Origin of the sequence: Microcoleus sp. CAWBG640, assembly GCF_020883015.1 — a bacterium.
Lineage (GTDB): Bacteria > Cyanobacteriota > Cyanobacteriia > Cyanobacteriales > Microcoleaceae > Microcoleus > Microcoleus anatoxicus.
Map to the genome: position 1 here is coordinate 1 of NZ_JAHRFC010000007.1, position 15,767 is coordinate 15,767.

Sequence of the window (15,767 nt, forward strand, 5' to 3'; positions counted from 1 at the left end):
TCCACCAACTCCACCAACTCCACCAACTCCACCAACTCCACCAACACCAACTCCGGCAACTCCGGCAACTCCAACTCCACCAACTCCACCAACTCCACCAACTCCACCAACTCCACCAACTCCACCGACGCCAACACCAACACCAACACCAACACCAACACCAACACCAACACCGTCGGTGCTACCGGTAATCATGCCTCCGACGATACCTGCTGGCATTACTGTCGATCCGACATCAGGATTAGTCACCACAGAAGCGGGAGGTAAAGCAACATTTACAGTGAAACTAAATACTCCGCCAACTGCTGATGTCAGAATTGATTTAGAAAGTTCCAATCCAGCAGAAGGCAGAATTTCTCCACCCTCGCTGAACTTCAACTTTGCTAATTGGAATCAAACGCAAACGGTGACGGTAACTGGTGTTGATGACAAGGTTGTTGACGGTGATAAAACTTACAGCATTGTTACCAAACCTGCTGTCAGCAACGATCGCAATTATTCCGGTTTAAATGCAGCAGATGCGATCGTTACCAGCACGAATAATCGCAGCAACAATTCAGAATTTCCGATCGATCGCGCAACTGGCATAGCATATAAACCGGGCGAACTGTTGGTCAAATTGAAACTAGGTGCAGGGAACGAAGCAATCCAGAGTGCTTTTCAGGTTAATGGAGCGATCGAAATTGAAAATCTAGTACCCCCAACCGAACAGTTAAGCTCAAAACCTCGCCGATTAGATCGGTGGCGAGTCGTCAAGTTTGCAACTGATGCAGACTTGTTGCAAGTTCAGAAAAACTTAGCTTCAGAGCCCAGAATAGAAGCCGTGCAACTGAATTATCTGGAATCTATCAACGCAGTGCCCAATGATGCCCTGTTCAGCGAACTTTGGGGTTTGAATAATACAGGAGTCAGTGGCGGAACCTCAGATGCCGATATTGATGCGCCGGAAGCTTGGGACACCGCAACAGGTAGCAGCAGAGTCATCGTCGCCGTTGTGGACAGTGGCGTGGACTACAATCATGAAGATTTGGCTGCCAATATGTGGACTAACTCCGGGGAAATTGCCGGCAATGGTATTGATGATGATGGCAACGGCTACACAGATGATGTTCGCGGCTACGACTTTGCTAACAACGACAGCGATCCGATGGATGACAACGGTCACGGCAGTCACGTTGCCGGCACAGTGGGAGCCGTTGGTAATAACGCTCTTGGCGTTACAGGCGTAAATCAAAGTGTCCGGCTCATGCCTTTGAAATTTACCGATGCGGTAGGCACGGGTTCGGTAGCCAATACTGCCAGAGCCATCCGCTACGCTACTGATAAGGGCGCGGACGCAATCAACTACAGTGCCGGCGGTTCTCGTCCTTCTGATTTCGACCCGCGTAGGGATGTTCGGTATGATGCGATCGCAGATGCCAATGATGCAGGAGTTCTTTTCGTCGCAGCAGCAGGTAACAGTGCTAATGATAATGACACCAATCCCTTTTACCCCGCCAGCTTCGATTTGCCCAATGTCATCTCTGTTGCAGCAACTAACCGTAATGATGGTTTATGGATCTCCTCTAATTTTGGGGCTACTACCGTAGATTTAGGTGCACCCGGAAGCAGCATTTTGAGCACGGTTCCCGGTAATAACTACGCTGTCTATGACGGAACTTCAATGGCTGCACCCCATGTAGCAGGTGCGGCGGCACTGCTATTAGCTCACGATCCGACTCTGACTGTCACTCAACTGAAAAATTCTCTTCTGTCAAATGTTGACCGGCTTCCTTCACTTGCAGGAAGGACTGCTACGGGAGGACGTTTAAATCTTCGCAAGGCTTTCAACCGTCCGCCAGTTGTGAATCGTTCGGTGTTTTCCCAAAGCGCGGCGCTGGGTTTTTCTCAGGCGGGAAATACCTTTACTTTAGCTGCCAATACTGACACCGATCCCGATCCGGGTGACAGCATTAATTATGCGATCGCCCTGGCAAATTTTAGCGATTTAAGTTCCTCTGCATTTACCTGGGAAACCGATCTTAATGGCGGTTCCTATCGCAAGCCGATCGCGGGTTCAAGTTTTCCAGAAATTCTTTTACCTTCCTGGCTGACTTTTAATTCTGCAACTCGCACGATTAATTTAGGATCGAGGCGTCCCGACTCGTTCAACTATTGGCTGAAAGTGACGGGAACTGATGAATCTGGCGCGAGGGTCAGCGAAATTATTCGGTTCAAGAGTTATGCCCTTGGCGGTTTTGTAATTGACGGTTATATTGCTGGCGCTACGGTGTTTTTTGACGCTAACAAAAATGGAGTTCTTGATGCTAGTGAACCTTCTGCTACTACTGGCGATAACGGCGAATACGACCTCGATCTCGATTCCAATGTTTTCGATAAAAATCAAAATGGCGAGCTCGATCCAGAAGAAGGCAATATTGTTGCTTTCGGCGGCATTGATACTGCTACGAATTTGCCTTTAGAAACGCCCGTTACTGCGCCGCCATACGCTACGGTTGTCACGCTGTTAACGAGTTTAGTAGCGGATTTAATTGACAAAGGAATTGACAGCGATCGCGCCGAATCTCTCGTCAAATCTGCGCTTTCCATTCCCGCGAATGTTGACATTACTAGCTTAGATCCGATCGCAGCTACCGAAAATGCGATCGCGGGCGGGTTAGAAACTTTGACTGCAATGGTCAAAGTACAAAACTTCATTACCCAAACTGCTGCTTTCCTAGACGGTGGGTCGATTCTGGACAATACCGATACGGTGAAAGCAGTTGTAAGTGCGATTTCTTCTCAAATTCAATCGGGTACAATTCTCAATCTTAACGATGCCTCTCAATTACAGTCGATCGTCCGGCAATCTATAACTATTGCACAACAGTTTGACTCGACTTTTAACGCCCAGCAATTATCGCAAATTGCCCCCGATGCAGCTAAGGTAATAGCCGCAGCAAATCAGCGCATTGACCAAGTTGTATCCAACACCGCAACAGTTTCAATTAACCGAGAAATTGCCCGCGTGCAAAAAGTAGCCCTCGGCAACACTTCTGCCGATTTAAAAGCCGTCGGTGCCGGTACAAAATCGATCGCCCAAGTTGTTGCCGAAAATACTGGTATTGCGTTAGATACCAAAATCCAACAAACTACTTTACCAGAAGTGCCTGCCGTTCCCGTGATTGCAGGAGAAATAGATGCGATCGCAGCTAACTCGAATCTCATCGGTACTGACGGCGATGACAGCCTTTCTGGCGACAGCGGCAGTGATACCATCAGCGGCAAACGCGGCAGCGATACTCTCACCGGTTTAGGCGGTAATGACTGGATACACGGAAATCAAGGCAATGATTTCCTCGACGGAGGTGACGGCGATGACACGCTTTATGGAGGTAAAGGAATCGATAGTTTGTTCGGCAATAATGGCGAAGATATTCTGTTTGGCAATCGCGGTCAAGATAGCCTGACTGGAGGTGAAGGCAATGACAGTCTTTACGGCGGCAAAGCTGGCGATATTTTGTTAGGCGGTAACGGCGACGATTTCCTGAACGGTGAAAATGGAGATGACAGTTTAATTGGGGGAAATGGGGGAGATCGCTTCTTAATTTCCGCCAATTCTGGCAGCGATATGATTGTCGATTTTGCCGACGGCATCGACTTCATCGCACTTGCTGAAAATTTAAGTTTTTCGCAACTGTCTATTATCCCTAGCAACAATTCAACCTTAATTCGACTGACGGCAACTAACCAAATTTTAGCTACTCTCAATGGAGTATCAGCCAACCAAATTACCATCGCCGATTTCAGTTAAAATTGATCTAGTTGCGATCGAACTCCCATTCAAGTAGGGTAAGTTTCTCTGAAAAAGCTCGCGGCAACCTCTAAAATCGAATGACCTTCGTTATATTAATTACAATCCGTTACTGAACTTCCTTCTTGCCTTGAAATTAAAAATCATGAAATAGCTTTCAGGAGGACAATTGTATGGTAGTTATCTGCGGTGACAATTTCGATAATTTCCTAGTAGGTGGCATTGACGATGATTCCCTGTGCGGACTTGGAGGGGATGATATTTTATCTGGTTTCGCCGGCAACGATACTTTAGATGGCGGAACGGGAAATGATAATCTCGCAGGTGGAGTCGGTAGCGATCGCCTTCTTGGTAGCTTTGGTAACGACAATCTGAGGGGTGGCGAAGGCAATGACAAACTTGAAGGAGGTGCCGGTAACGACACTCTTAACGGTGGATCAGATGACGATTTACTCAGAGGAGAAGACAATAATGACAGTATCTTGGGAGGGTTTGGCAACGACTCTCTTGAGGGCGGTCCAGGCAATGATATACTGCTCGGAGAAGATGGGGACGATCGCTTATTGGGTGGCAACGATAACGATTTCCAAATTGGTGGCAAAGGTAACGATCGCCTGTTTGGAGACAATGGTAACGACACCTTGCAGGGTGACTTAGATAATGATTACCTCAATGGCAATGCAGGCAACGATTTGCTTCAGGGAAATCAAGGTAACGATACCATAATTGGCGGTCCAGGTAATGACACATTATTGGGTTACGGCTTTTCATCAACCACAGCACAAATTGATTATTTAATCGGACAAAGTGGAGCCGACTTATTTGTTCTCGGTTCGTTATCCCGCCCTTACCTTTTCTATAGCGGTGACGGCGCTCATGCCATTATTCGGGATTTTGACCGCAGGGAAGGGGACAAAATTCAAGTCGTTGGCTTTGTTCGAGATGGTGACATTTCTCGCTTCTTCTCTTATCGATTTGAATCCTATGATGACGGTACGAGACGGGGAACTCGGATACTTGTCGGGTTAGATTTAATCGCCGACGTTCAAAATATTACTGATGTGAATCTATCAGATTGTGAACTCATTTCGACAGGGTTTACACCACCATCGCGAGACATTCCATTCATCCCATCTCTTCCAGAAATTCCCTTTCCCATAACGCCATTTCCCGATCCTTTGTTGCCAGAGTTATCAGTTTTTAGGGAAAGTTTGCCTGCTTTCCAATTGTGATATCGTATTCGATCGACCGCAATAATATCGGACACCGCAGCCGTTGAAACGGACGATCGCACGCTCTCCTCCCGATCGCCCTGTTTCTAGATCGATCGACCCAAAAAGTGAAGTTTTACGATCGATATGAAATTTCGCCACCCCCGCACACCCCAGGGCGGATCGGACTGCTTTCTGGAACTCAGTTCTCGCCACATAACAGCTTGGGCGAATGTTGAGATTGCTGAACCAGTCTTTTAAGTACGGAAAAAGCGATCGCTCCGTGAAATCTGCACGGCTATTATGTTACATTTTTTATCATAGTCAGGAATTCGATCGGGCAACGCCAGCAAAGGGGAGCAAGCTAGGGCTCCGTTTCCCAGCGCTAACAGCGACCGCACCATCGAGTGCCTCAGTCAGCTCCCAATTTAAAAATAGCCAAAGTCAGTTGCTAGTAAAAGCTTACTGGCGATCGCGGGGCGACAAAAATCCTTGTGGCTGCTGCCCTTAATCTCAACCACAGCAATATTCTTTTAGGAATTCTGGCTCCATGTTTTCTAAACAAATCACCGAATCAAAAACCTACCAGTGGTTTGACGAACGCCTGGAAATTCAAGCGCTCGCCGACGACATCACAACCAAGTACGTACCCCCCCACGTCAATATCTTCTACTGCTTGGGCGGAATCACTCTGGTTTGTTTCATCATCCAGTTTGCCACCGGCTTCGCCATGACGTTCTATTACCGTCCCACGGTAGCAGAAGCTTTTTCATCCGTCCAATACATCATGAATGAAGTCAGCTTTGGTTGGCTGATTCGTTCCATCCATCGCTGGTCCGCCAGCATGATGGTGCTGATGATGATTCTCCACACCTTCCGCGTTTACCTGACCGGCGGCTTCAAAAAACCCCGCGAACTCACCTGGGTTACAGGAGTAATTTTGGCAGTCATCACCGTCTCCTTCGGCGTGACCGGCTATTCGCTACCTTGGGATCAAATTGGTTACTGGGCCGTCAAAATCGTTTCCGGCGTTCCCGAAGCCATCCCCTTTGTCGGTTCTTTAATGGTTGAGTTACTCCGTGGCGGCGTCAGCGTCGGTCAAGGCACATTAAGCCGCTATTACAGCTTGCACACATTTGTGTTGCCTTGGCTGATTGCAGTATTCATGCTGGCTCACTTCTTGATGATTCGCAAACAAGGAATCTCAGGCCCGTTGTAAGTTTTGAGTTGTAGGGGCAATATTTTTTTTGCCCCCCGCTAAGTTTTGAGTTGAAAATTCAGAATTCATCGCTCATCATATTTATTTACAGCCAACAACCAAAAGGAGAACACTGTCGTTATGTCTATTCTCAAAAAACCGGATTTGAGCGATCCAGCGCTCCGCGCTAAACTCGCCAAGGGCATGGGCCACAACTATTACGGCGAACCAGCCTGGCCCAATGACTTGCTCTATGTTTTCCCTGTAGTAATCATGGGAACAATTTCTCTGTGCGTCGGTTTGGCTGTGCTTGACCCGGCTTTAGTTGGGGAACCTGCTAATCCTTTTGCTACTCCGCTAGAAATTCTGCCGGAATGGTATTTGTGGCCAGTGTTCCAACTCCTGCGCGTTTTACCTAACAAATTGTTGGGTATTGCTTGCATGGCTGGCGTTCCCCTGGGTTTGATTTTGATTCCGTTCATCGAGGGCGTTAACAAGTTTCAAAATCCGTTCCGTCGCCCTGTGGCTACTACTGTTTTCCTATTGGGAACAGCAATCACTCTGTGGTTGGGTATTGGCGCTGTTTTCCCGATCGACAAATCTTTCACTCTTGGTCTGTTCTAAGATTTAAGCTTGGTTGATTTTGACGCCCGCAGGTTTTCTAGAAGTGCTTTTGTACTTAAGGGAAACTTTTGCGGGCGTCATTTTATTTGGGATTAATTAAAAATAAAATTTTGCATTTATAGTCGATCGCATTATCGATACCAAAAAAAATGACTCTAATCCTGATACCACATCATTAGAGTCGGAAATCGATCGAGTGGTTTATATAGTCGAGATGACTTGAGCCACTTGTCAGCAAAGTAAGTCAGTCTCTCTTCCAGGCGATCGCACCCTTTCTTTTTCTTGACTTACGGATGGGGGATAACAAACCGGGTTTTTTACGAAAATAGTTCGTTGTAGCCCCGAGATTTGGTAAAAAACCCGGTTTCTTTGGTCGAAGTGCGTTTAGGATTTTTCATAACGGACTAGAAGATGCCAGACAAAAATATCCGGGTCGTCATGGTCGATCATCTCTTTAAACATGGAAACAAAAGGCTCATAGTCCAAAAACTCCATCTCCAAACTGAGTTGTTTTAATCCCGCTTCTTTAAAGATGCGATTTAACCGCAACGGAGTGTAATAAATTTGGGCAGTTTGCCACTCAGCATCCCAAACTTTATTGCCGTAGACATCGATAAATCCCTCTGTAACACAGTGAGCGTGTTTGCGACTAAAATAGGCAATTTCTAAGAAGCATAAGGTGGTTGGGAAATATCCGTATATCTTGCCACCTGGCTTGAGAACTTTTCCAAATTCCCGAATCATGTGGCGGTTGGTTTTATCTTCACTGGAAACCACGGAATTTGCGAGGAGGACGTAATCAAATTTATCGTTCCACTCCGGTTTTTGTTCGGTGATTCGCGTGGAGTCTACTTCCTCAAACACGATTTGCTGATTGTTGAGTCGGGAATCTCCATCTGCTTTTTCCCAATCTGCTCGTGCTTTTTCAATCGCTGTTTTGGAAAAATCGGTACAGTAGATTTGTCCAATTTGGGGGCAAAATTCTAGTAAGGTTTTCTGAAGATAAATTTCCGAGCCACAACCGGGAATTAGGACTTTGATGTCAGGCGAGTTGGGAATATCATAGCCGGGAGAACGCTCTGGACGGATTAAGTTTTTGCAGATTTTGGGGTCTTGGGTGATGCTGAAAGCGGTGTTGGTATAATCTTCGTGGTTTTTATCCCAGAGAGCTTTCTCTTCTTCAATAGATTTCGAGCCAAGGCCATGAGAAGAGGGAATGAGCCATTTGTAATCATTTGTGCCGGTCATAATTTTTAACTCCAAAATATTCAGTACAGGTCAAATCTGCGTATCAATCACTCACCACCAAGCCGCCGTTTTCCATCACGTAAGTCACATCCGCACGCAACGCATTAGCCATGCGGTGGGTGATGAAAATAACGGTGCGTTCTTTGGTAATACGCTCGATGGTGGTGAGGATTTTGGCTTCCGTGGCGGGATCAAGTGCGGATGTGGCTTCATCGAGAATCAGAATTGCTGGATTTCTCACCAACGCCCTGGCGAGGGCGATTCTTTGGCGTTGTCCCCCTGATAGCTGTCCGCCCCTGTCACCAACGGTAGTGTCATAACCTTGAGGTAAGGTCAAAATAAATTGGTGAATTTCTGTGGCTTTGGCTGCGGCTTCGACTTGTTTGTCAGTGGCTTCTAGATAGCCCATGCGGATGTTTTCTCGCACGGAGCAATTAAAGAGAATTACATCCTGAGAAACCAGTCCAATTTGAGAACGGAGGGAGCGTACTGTTGCATGACGCAAATCAACTCCATCAAACAGAATGCGTCCTTTATCTGGGTCATAAAATCGCGTCAGCAAGTTGACAATTGTACTTTTGCCTGCTCCACTTTGACCCACAAATACCGCGAAGTCTCCTTGGCGAATCTTTAGGGATAGATTTTTAACTCCTCCTCTATCTTGGGAGTAGCTAAAGCTAACATCGTCAAAGTAAATATCACTGGAAAAGTGAGGTAAATCAATCGCATCCGGTGCATCCTGAATCGCCGGAGTTTCTGATAAGATATCGCTGATGCGTTGCAGCCCTGCTACTCCATCAATAAATGCAGGTATTGACGAAGTTAAACCAAGTATATTGAGATTCAAACCTACCAGTAAAACTTGAAAGGAGGTAAGAGTTCCTACAGAAATTATATTCCTGTAGGTCATCACTGCACCAATACTTAAAACGATAAGCTGCGTCATGACAAAACCAATCATGGGGACTTTCTGCACTAAGTAGGAGAGAAAGGTTGCCCGGACATAAACCTGTTTTAAGTCATTCAAATCGGTGGAAAAATCCTTAGTCATTTGGTTTTCCAGCCCGAATATCTTGACAACGGTTTGCGAGAGGATATTCTCTTCGACAACGCTGGCAATCTGTCCTTCTTTTTGCAGCAACTTATAGCCGACTTCGGTGGCAAGGCTGGCAATTTTTGCTGGAGCAAGGGTACAGATAGTTAAACCAATTAAACTGAGCAGGGCTAATTGCCAGTTGAGGAAGAAGAGGAAAACCAGAGAAAATAGGAAGTTAGACAGTTCTAAAACAACGACTGTCAGCCCCATTGTAATTACACCATTTTCCACCTTTTGGACATCGGCGATTAGACAATTGACAATATCCCCGGCTGAACGTCGCCCAAAAAACTCCATTGAAAGGCTTTGGAGATGCTGGAATAGAGAGTGTCGGATATTGTTAGTTATCAAAATGCCCAAACGCGCTCCTAGGAAAATTCCTAGCAAACCGATGCAGGCATATAGAATTGCTCCAACAACTAGCAATGACAGGATTAGAACCAGAAGACTATAGTTTTGGGGAACGATGGCGGCATCGATGATAAATTTTAAGCTGGCTCGGAAGACTGAATCGAATGCTGCGTCGAATATTAGGCAGAGAAAGAGTAAAATGAATTGCCATTTGTAGGAGGCAATGTATTTGTTGAGGGTTTTAAAGAACCAAATAAGTTCCATGAGTTATGGGAGTTTGTCTACAGGCACGATTTATACTTTTACTTTTACCGTTATAATCTGGATAGCTTCTTACTAAGCAGGGTGATCGGTACCCAGTTGAAATCAATTTTTAATCACATTTCATCAGCTTAACAATGTAATTATGATGATTTAGTTGTTGATTTTATAGCCAGGGTCTGTAAAACATAATTACCCTCCTGTTTGATGAGTATATTTATTGTTTTTGATGGTGTTTTTTCTCAATCTTTTTGTAGATTAACCTATATAGAATTGAGTTGTCAAGTAAACAAGTAAGGTTTACATTAACTTTAACTTAAAATTATTTTATTTTAAAATTTAAATTAATTCAGTTGAGTGAATCTTAGATATTAGTTTGATAACTAGAGAAATATGTGCTTTTAAATGAGTCTAAATAAGTAAGCCTTGTCTTTATTAATAAGACAAGGCTTGACACCGAGTTGCACGGTTGTTTGCTACAAGGTGAAAATATCTGTATTAAGCATTCTGTTGAATTTGTTAGCTTCACTCCTGATCAACGCGGAGGCTTGTGTGAGAGATCGTAGGAATCACTTAGTTCAGGCATCAGAGACAAACGGGCAAGCTGAAACAACTCGCAGTAGTACTTATAGTTATCCGCGTTAACGAGTTTGTCTACATCAGAGAGATTGATGGAGCAACTGTTCATTCCGTATATCTTGTCGTCCGTCCCAAGTACTAGATGAGACAACTCATGGATTATTGTTCCAGCAGCAGAGTTGGTGCCGAGTACACTGTAATCTGCGATGAGCGGTTGACAGAAGTGCATGACAGGGTTGTAGTTTACGCTTTTACTTGTGGCACAGTCTTTACAGAATACATAAGCTTTCGACGAAGTGTCTTTTGGATCGTATTTGATTTGTATTGGCTTAGAGATTAATGCTTCTTTCAAAGATTTAAGTTTCTTGGCTACGATTTCTGGCTTATTATCTCCCCAAAATCGCTTAAACGCAGTTAATACATCTTTATATGCGTCGCTTGCTTTATTCATTGTCTGTAAAGAGTTGGCACTAGAGTAGGCTTTAGAGACAATGTTTTTGGCTTGGTTGAATGCGGCAATGTATTTATCCACATCCTTAGAGTTGAAATCAATTAATTCAGGCTGCATCTAAACATCTCCTTTATACAAAATAGGAATACAAGCGGTGAATAGTCATTCCGAGTTCGCGAGGCTTTACAACTTGCCTTGGTGTCATCAGATGGGAAAAATCTTTCTTAAGAGGCGGAAATTCTCGCCTTTGAGATGTAGGGTGAGCAGTGCCCACCCTACATCTATAAATCACATTTAATCAGCTTACAAATGTAGTTTTGCTGAAAAAATATTGGTTCTACCAGATTCTTCTTACTTTAAACATGATTAAGCTCCGTTGAGAGTTGTTTATTGTTGAGACAAACTTTTATTTTTGTCTCTATAATAAGACGAATCCAGAGGTCAATTTCTGAATTTTTCGAGTTAGAGGCTGTTTTTTCCTAACTCAATGCACTCTGAGAGGTTCAGATCCCCGACTTCCCTAAGAAGTCAAGGATCTAGGCTTTAGCCCGATCGCCCTTTCGCCTCTTACCTTTCAGCCGTTTCACAGCCTCCTCAACCTCCCCGCGAAAAGGGTAGAGCAACCGCCGACTCAGCGCACTTCGATAAGCCTCCACAGCCTCCGTCACATCCCCCAACCCCAACAACGCTCTCCCTTGCCAGTAACCAGCCATAGCTGGGTCAAACTCCATCAATTCCCGGAACTGACAAGCCTTTTCCAACCATTTCCGACTCGCCACCTCATCCCCCAACACTCCATAACTTTCCCCCAGCCACACCGCAGCAGATACAGATTGCAGATAACCCCCATCTTCTGGTAACAACTGCCATCCTTGCGCCAAAGCCTCCACCGCCTCCCGGTGTTTAAGAGCCAGCGCCAACACCCGCCCATAACCAAACCAAGCATCAGGTAACTGCGGCTCAAGTTGCGTCCCCTTCGCAGAGAGACTGCACCCCCGATCGATTTCCTGAAAACTTTCCACCAACACCCGCCCCGCCGTCGTCCAAACACTCCAGCGATCGGGAAAACGATCGAGCATCTCTTCTACTATTGATGTAAGGGTTACTTGAGGGTTCGATCCCCCTAAATCCCCCTTAAAAAGGGGGACTTCCAGAGGAGTTTCCCCCTTGCAATTAGAAGACTTCGCCTGCTCTAGCTCCCCCCTTTTTAAGGGGGGCTGGGGGGGATCTAGAGAGGCTGGGGGAGAGATAACAGACAAAATTTCACACAACGCCCGATAAATTTCACAATCCTGCGGATACAGACGATAAGCCTTCAGCATCGCCTCAGCCGCTTTCTGATATTCCCCCGTGTGGAACAAGTAACGCCCGTAGGAATACCAACCCCTAGGATGATTCGGGTGTTCCTCAGTAAACCGTTCCAACACCCCAACCCCGTTAGCCGACTCCCCCCGGAAAAGGTGATAATATGCCAGCAACTCGCGGGCATCCGCCGCATCAGGAGCCAGTTGCAGCACAGAAGCGATCGTCTTTTTAGTCTGCTTCCCCTCCTCACCCGATACCAATCTCATCCGGCAACGAGTATCCGCCAGTCGTTTGAGTACCCCGAAATCACTCGGAGCCACCTCTAGCGCTTTGCTCAACCGTCGCTGCGCTTCCCGCACATTCCCCCCCGCCACCAGAGCGTCATAGCAGCCGATCGACGCGACAATATCCTCCGGGTGCAGCGACAAAACGGCATCAAAGGCTCGCAAAGCTGCAACCGCATCGCCTCTCCCCACCTGCACCTGCCCCAACGCCAGCCAGTGAGCGGCATTGTGAGGTTCAAGGGTTGCCGCCGACTCAAAAGCCAGTATCGCTGCCTGAGTATCACCTCTACAGAGTGCGATCGAGCCGCTGATATGCTGTTGAGTCGCCTCATTGCGTGCATTGGCCAAGGCACTTTCATAAACCGCTACTGCCTCAACCTCTCGTCCCATAAGCTGCAAGAGTTTTGCCAATTGCAAGTGGACGGCGATCGATGGTGGTTGCTGTCGCTCGATCACTTGGCGATATTCCTCAACCGCCTGCTCGATATGACCGATTTCATACAGCAGATTCGCCAATTCCAACCGTTTCTTCCATCCAGATGGATACTGCTGCACGTACTCACTTAATGTTTTCAGCTTCTGCTCTTGTCGGGTTGGCTTGGAGTCTGCAACCAAGTAAGCGTTCAGTTCCACCCCAGAGGACTGAGTGAGGGATACCACCCGGAGTGTAGTGTTTCTAGACATATTGCTGTTACCTGATAATTAATTGTCTCGCCAATGTTCTGAGGGATGGGGGCGATCGAGTCGGATTGTAGGGGCAATCCCCCCGCGATCGCCCCACCCGCGATCGCCCCAACCGCGATCGCCCCAACCGCGATCGGCCCACAATCTTGACGGGGTAGGCACGGGGGCACTACCCCTACAGTAAAATCATTTGCGATCGAGGCAACGTCCCCCTTTTGAGAAGACTCGGAGGAATCTAACAGAGCATCATCCAACCCTGACAAATACCCGCTCAAACGCTTTTGCAGAATTTCTCGTGCCTGTTGGATGCGCTTGTAAACGTTATTGAGCGAGAGAGCAAGTTGTTGGGCAATATCTTGATAGGCAATCTGGTGGCAGTAACGCAGGATAAACGGATTGCGCAGTCGAGAAGGCAGAGTATCAATAGCGCGGCGAATGTATTTCCCTAACTCATGATGCAGAAGTGCCTCTTCAGGAGAGTCCAAACCAGAAATAAATGCTGAATTTCCTGTAGCAGCTATTTCTTCAATATCCTCGATCTGCATTGCTTTCCGGCGACGTTCTCGGTGTATATCTATACATAGATTATGGGTTAAGCGAATCAGCCAAGCTCGGAGGTTGGTGATTTGTGCGGCATAGTCTGGTAATTTATCCCAAGCTTTGAGCATGGCGCGACTGAGCACTTCTTCGGCATCAGTAGTATTCCCCATCCACTTGACACAGCAACGGTAAAGATAATCTCGGTTCTGTTCCCATAGCTGCCAAAATGCTTTCTCTATATCTTCACAGCCACCCCAAATGTCTTGTGCAATAACGGATTGAGAACTTGACATGATTTAAAAAATGGTGAAAGATAAATGTGAAGGAACATTCCTCTGTTCCTTTTTTCGTTGCACCCCAATCCCGCAAACATCTAGCTCACTGTGGTCTCAGTATTTATGCGGATAAAGATTGGATTCAGTTGCTCTTTTTTTGAGGCTGTATCTTTTCCATGTCTTTATCATGGCTCCCCTACCCTGTCCCTGTCAGTCGGAAAAGTCGGATCGTAAAGTCGGAAAAGTCGGATAATAGTTCTTAGAGCTTTCCCCACCGACTTACTTAACGCCAGGGATCGGCTTCAAAGTATGGTGCTGAATCGCCTACAATCAAAACTACGGTGCATAACTCAAAACTAGGGTGCAAAACTGGAAAAACCTTACCCGATGAGATGGATTTGTACATGACTTTTCAAGAAGCCCTAGAATTTATCGAAGCAGCCTTAGAGTTCAAGACCAGTAAAACGTTAAGTTTGCTTGAAAAAGAAATCTTAAAAGCTGCTTGGGAAAACGCAACTTATAGTGTCATTGCTGACAGCTTGTACCTCAGCGTAGGACATATCAAAGATTTAGCGGCCCTCCTGTGGCAGCGCCTTTCAGACGTAATGGGAGAAAAAGTTACTAAGAATAACTTCCGCTCTCTGGTAGAGAAGCAAAGCACCACAAGTGCGATCGCCCATGCCAAAGTCGAACCTATGACGATGACTGCGGGAGGAGGAAGAGACATCGATGAATTAGAAACTCCCAAAGGCAACATTTTAATTGTGGATGACCTCCCAGAAAATCTGCATTTCCTCACAGAAATTCTGACTAAGCATGGGTATAAAGTTCGCTGCGTCACCAATGGTGCGATGGCATTGAGGACAGTTCGCAATCATCCCCCCGATGCTATGTTGCTGGATATTAAAATGCCAGACATGGACGGCTATCAAGTCTGCGAAGCCCTCAAATCCGATGAAAAAACCTCAGAAATTCCGATTATTTTCTTAAGTGCACTTGACCAAGTTTTTGATAAAGTCAAAGCTTTTAAAGTAGGGGGAGTTGACTACATTTCTAAACCTTTTGAGCCGGAAGAAGTGCTAGTTCGCCTCGAAACTCACCTCACTATCGGGCGTCAAAAACGCCAGCTTAAAGAAGCAATCGAGCGACACCAGCAAACCGCTGAAATTGTCTACCAATCTCGCACCATGCTGGCAAATTTGCTAAACTCATCTCTGGATGGAATAGCCGCGGTGCAGGCGGTGAGGGGGGATATCGCTGGAGAAATTGAAGATTTTCGCTGCTTGGTAGTTAACCCTGTCTTTGCCAGAATCTTAGGGAAAAAACGAACCGAACTCGCAGGCGCACCCCTCATGAAAAAACTGCTTAATCAATTGAATCCCGGATTGTTTGATTTATTAGTAGAAGTTGTTGAGACTGGAGAATCGCTTGAAGGAGAGGTTCATCTAGAAAGTGATTACCTGGGCAAATGCTATTATTTCACTGCTGTTAAATTGGGAGACGGTTGCTCAATTACTATCCGCGATCTTACAGACTTAAAACAGTCGCCATTAAGGTCAATGATGGAACTGAACCAACCGCATACTAGCATCAAATAGGATAAACAGTGCTTACGCAATCTGACCCAAGAAACCTCGCTTTTAGCTGAGTCTCGATCCCCCTAAATCCCCCTTAAGAAGGGGGACTTTGAAATGCCTGAGATTTATCGCTTTTAGCTGAGTCTCGATCCCCCTAAATCCCCCTTAAGAAGGGGGACTTTGAAATGCCTGAGATTTATCGCTTTTAGCTGAGTCTCGATCCCCCTAAATCCCCCTTAAGGGGGACTTTGAAATGCCTGAGATTTATCGCTTTTAGCTAAGTCTCGATC

12 protein-coding genes are annotated in these 15,767 nt (G+C 46.2%); 6 read left to right on the forward strand and 6 right to left on the reverse strand.

Features of this window, described 5'->3' with window-relative positions; genetic code table 11:
* Window positions 1-3,793 (forward strand): S8 family serine peptidase (locus AAFP11_RS05535; protein ID WP_341736120.1); only part of this gene is annotated, 3,793 nt, incomplete at its 5' end.
* A gap of 173 nt (window positions 3,794-3,966) precedes the next feature.
* Complete coding sequence (locus AAFP11_RS05540; RefSeq protein ID WP_341736121.1) at window positions 3,967-5,025, forward strand: calcium-binding protein; 1,059 nt, start codon at window positions 3,967-3,969, stop codon at window positions 5,023-5,025.
* Here AAFP11_RS05540 and AAFP11_RS05545 read toward each other — a convergent pair.
* The gene (locus tag AAFP11_RS05545; protein ID WP_341736122.1) at window positions 4,987-5,166 is read right to left on the reverse strand and encodes a hypothetical protein; all 180 of its coding nucleotides are present in this window, start codon (window positions 5,164-5,166) and stop codon (window positions 4,987-4,989) included. The genes AAFP11_RS05540 and AAFP11_RS05545 overlap by 39 nt on opposite strands.
* Before the next feature lie 70 nt (window positions 5,167-5,236).
* On the opposite strand from AAFP11_RS05545, the gene AAFP11_RS05550 reads away from it, so the two are divergent.
* From AAFP11_RS05550 to petD, 3 genes are all read left to right on the forward strand, one after another.
* On the forward strand, window positions 5,237-5,515 hold the full coding sequence (locus AAFP11_RS05550) for a hypothetical protein (RefSeq protein WP_341736123.1): 279 nt from the start codon (window positions 5,237-5,239) through the stop codon (window positions 5,513-5,515).
* Window positions 5,516-5,554: 39 nt separating this feature from the next.
* Complete coding sequence (locus AAFP11_RS05555) at window positions 5,555-6,223, forward strand: cytochrome b6 (RefSeq protein ID WP_340521812.1); 669 nt, start codon at window positions 5,555-5,557, stop codon at window positions 6,221-6,223.
* A 120-nt stretch (window positions 6,224-6,343) separates the two neighbouring features.
* Complete coding sequence (gene petD, locus AAFP11_RS05560) at window positions 6,344-6,826, forward strand: cytochrome b6-f complex subunit IV (RefSeq protein ID WP_341736124.1); 483 nt, start codon at window positions 6,344-6,346, stop codon at window positions 6,824-6,826.
* Between the two features lie 384 nt (window positions 6,827-7,210).
* Here petD and AAFP11_RS05565 read toward each other — a convergent pair whose 3' ends face one another.
* The 5 genes from AAFP11_RS05565 to AAFP11_RS05585 all read right to left on the reverse strand — a co-directional run bounded on the left by AAFP11_RS05565 (window position 7,211) and on the right by AAFP11_RS05585 (window position 13,918).
* On the reverse strand, window positions 7,211-8,074 hold the full coding sequence (locus AAFP11_RS05565) for a class I SAM-dependent methyltransferase (protein WP_341736125.1): 864 nt from the start codon (window positions 8,072-8,074) through the stop codon (window positions 7,211-7,213).
* A 43-nt stretch (window positions 8,075-8,117) separates the two neighbouring features.
* A complete protein-coding gene (locus tag AAFP11_RS05570; RefSeq protein ID WP_341736126.1) occupies window positions 8,118-9,785 on the reverse strand; it encodes an ABC transporter ATP-binding protein in 1,668 nt (555 codons plus the stop codon).
* 532 nt (window positions 9,786-10,317) lie between these two features.
* Window positions 10,318-10,929: a M35 family metallo-endopeptidase gene (locus AAFP11_RS05575; protein ID WP_341736127.1), complete on the reverse strand. Its 612-nt coding sequence runs from the start codon at window positions 10,927-10,929 to the stop codon at window positions 10,318-10,320.
* Window positions 10,930-11,348: 419 nt separating this feature from the next.
* Window positions 11,349-13,085 (reverse strand): tetratricopeptide repeat protein, encoded by a 1,737-nt coding sequence (locus tag AAFP11_RS05580; RefSeq protein ID WP_341736128.1) that lies wholly within the window; start codon window positions 13,083-13,085, stop codon window positions 11,349-11,351.
* Entirely contained in the window at window positions 13,025-13,918 is an 894-nt protein-coding gene (locus AAFP11_RS05585; protein ID WP_341736129.1) for a sigma-70 family RNA polymerase sigma factor, read from the reverse strand. Before AAFP11_RS05585 ends, AAFP11_RS05580 begins: the two co-directional genes overlap by 61 nt.
* 386 nt (window positions 13,919-14,304) lie before the next feature.
* Between AAFP11_RS05585 and AAFP11_RS05590 the strand changes: the two genes are divergently transcribed.
* Window positions 14,305-15,498 carry a response regulator gene (locus tag AAFP11_RS05590; RefSeq protein ID WP_341736130.1) on the forward strand — a complete coding sequence of 398 codons (1,194 nt, stop codon included), beginning with the start codon at window positions 14,305-14,307 and terminating at the stop codon, window positions 15,496-15,498.
* Window positions 15,499-15,767 lie beyond the last annotated feature (269 nt).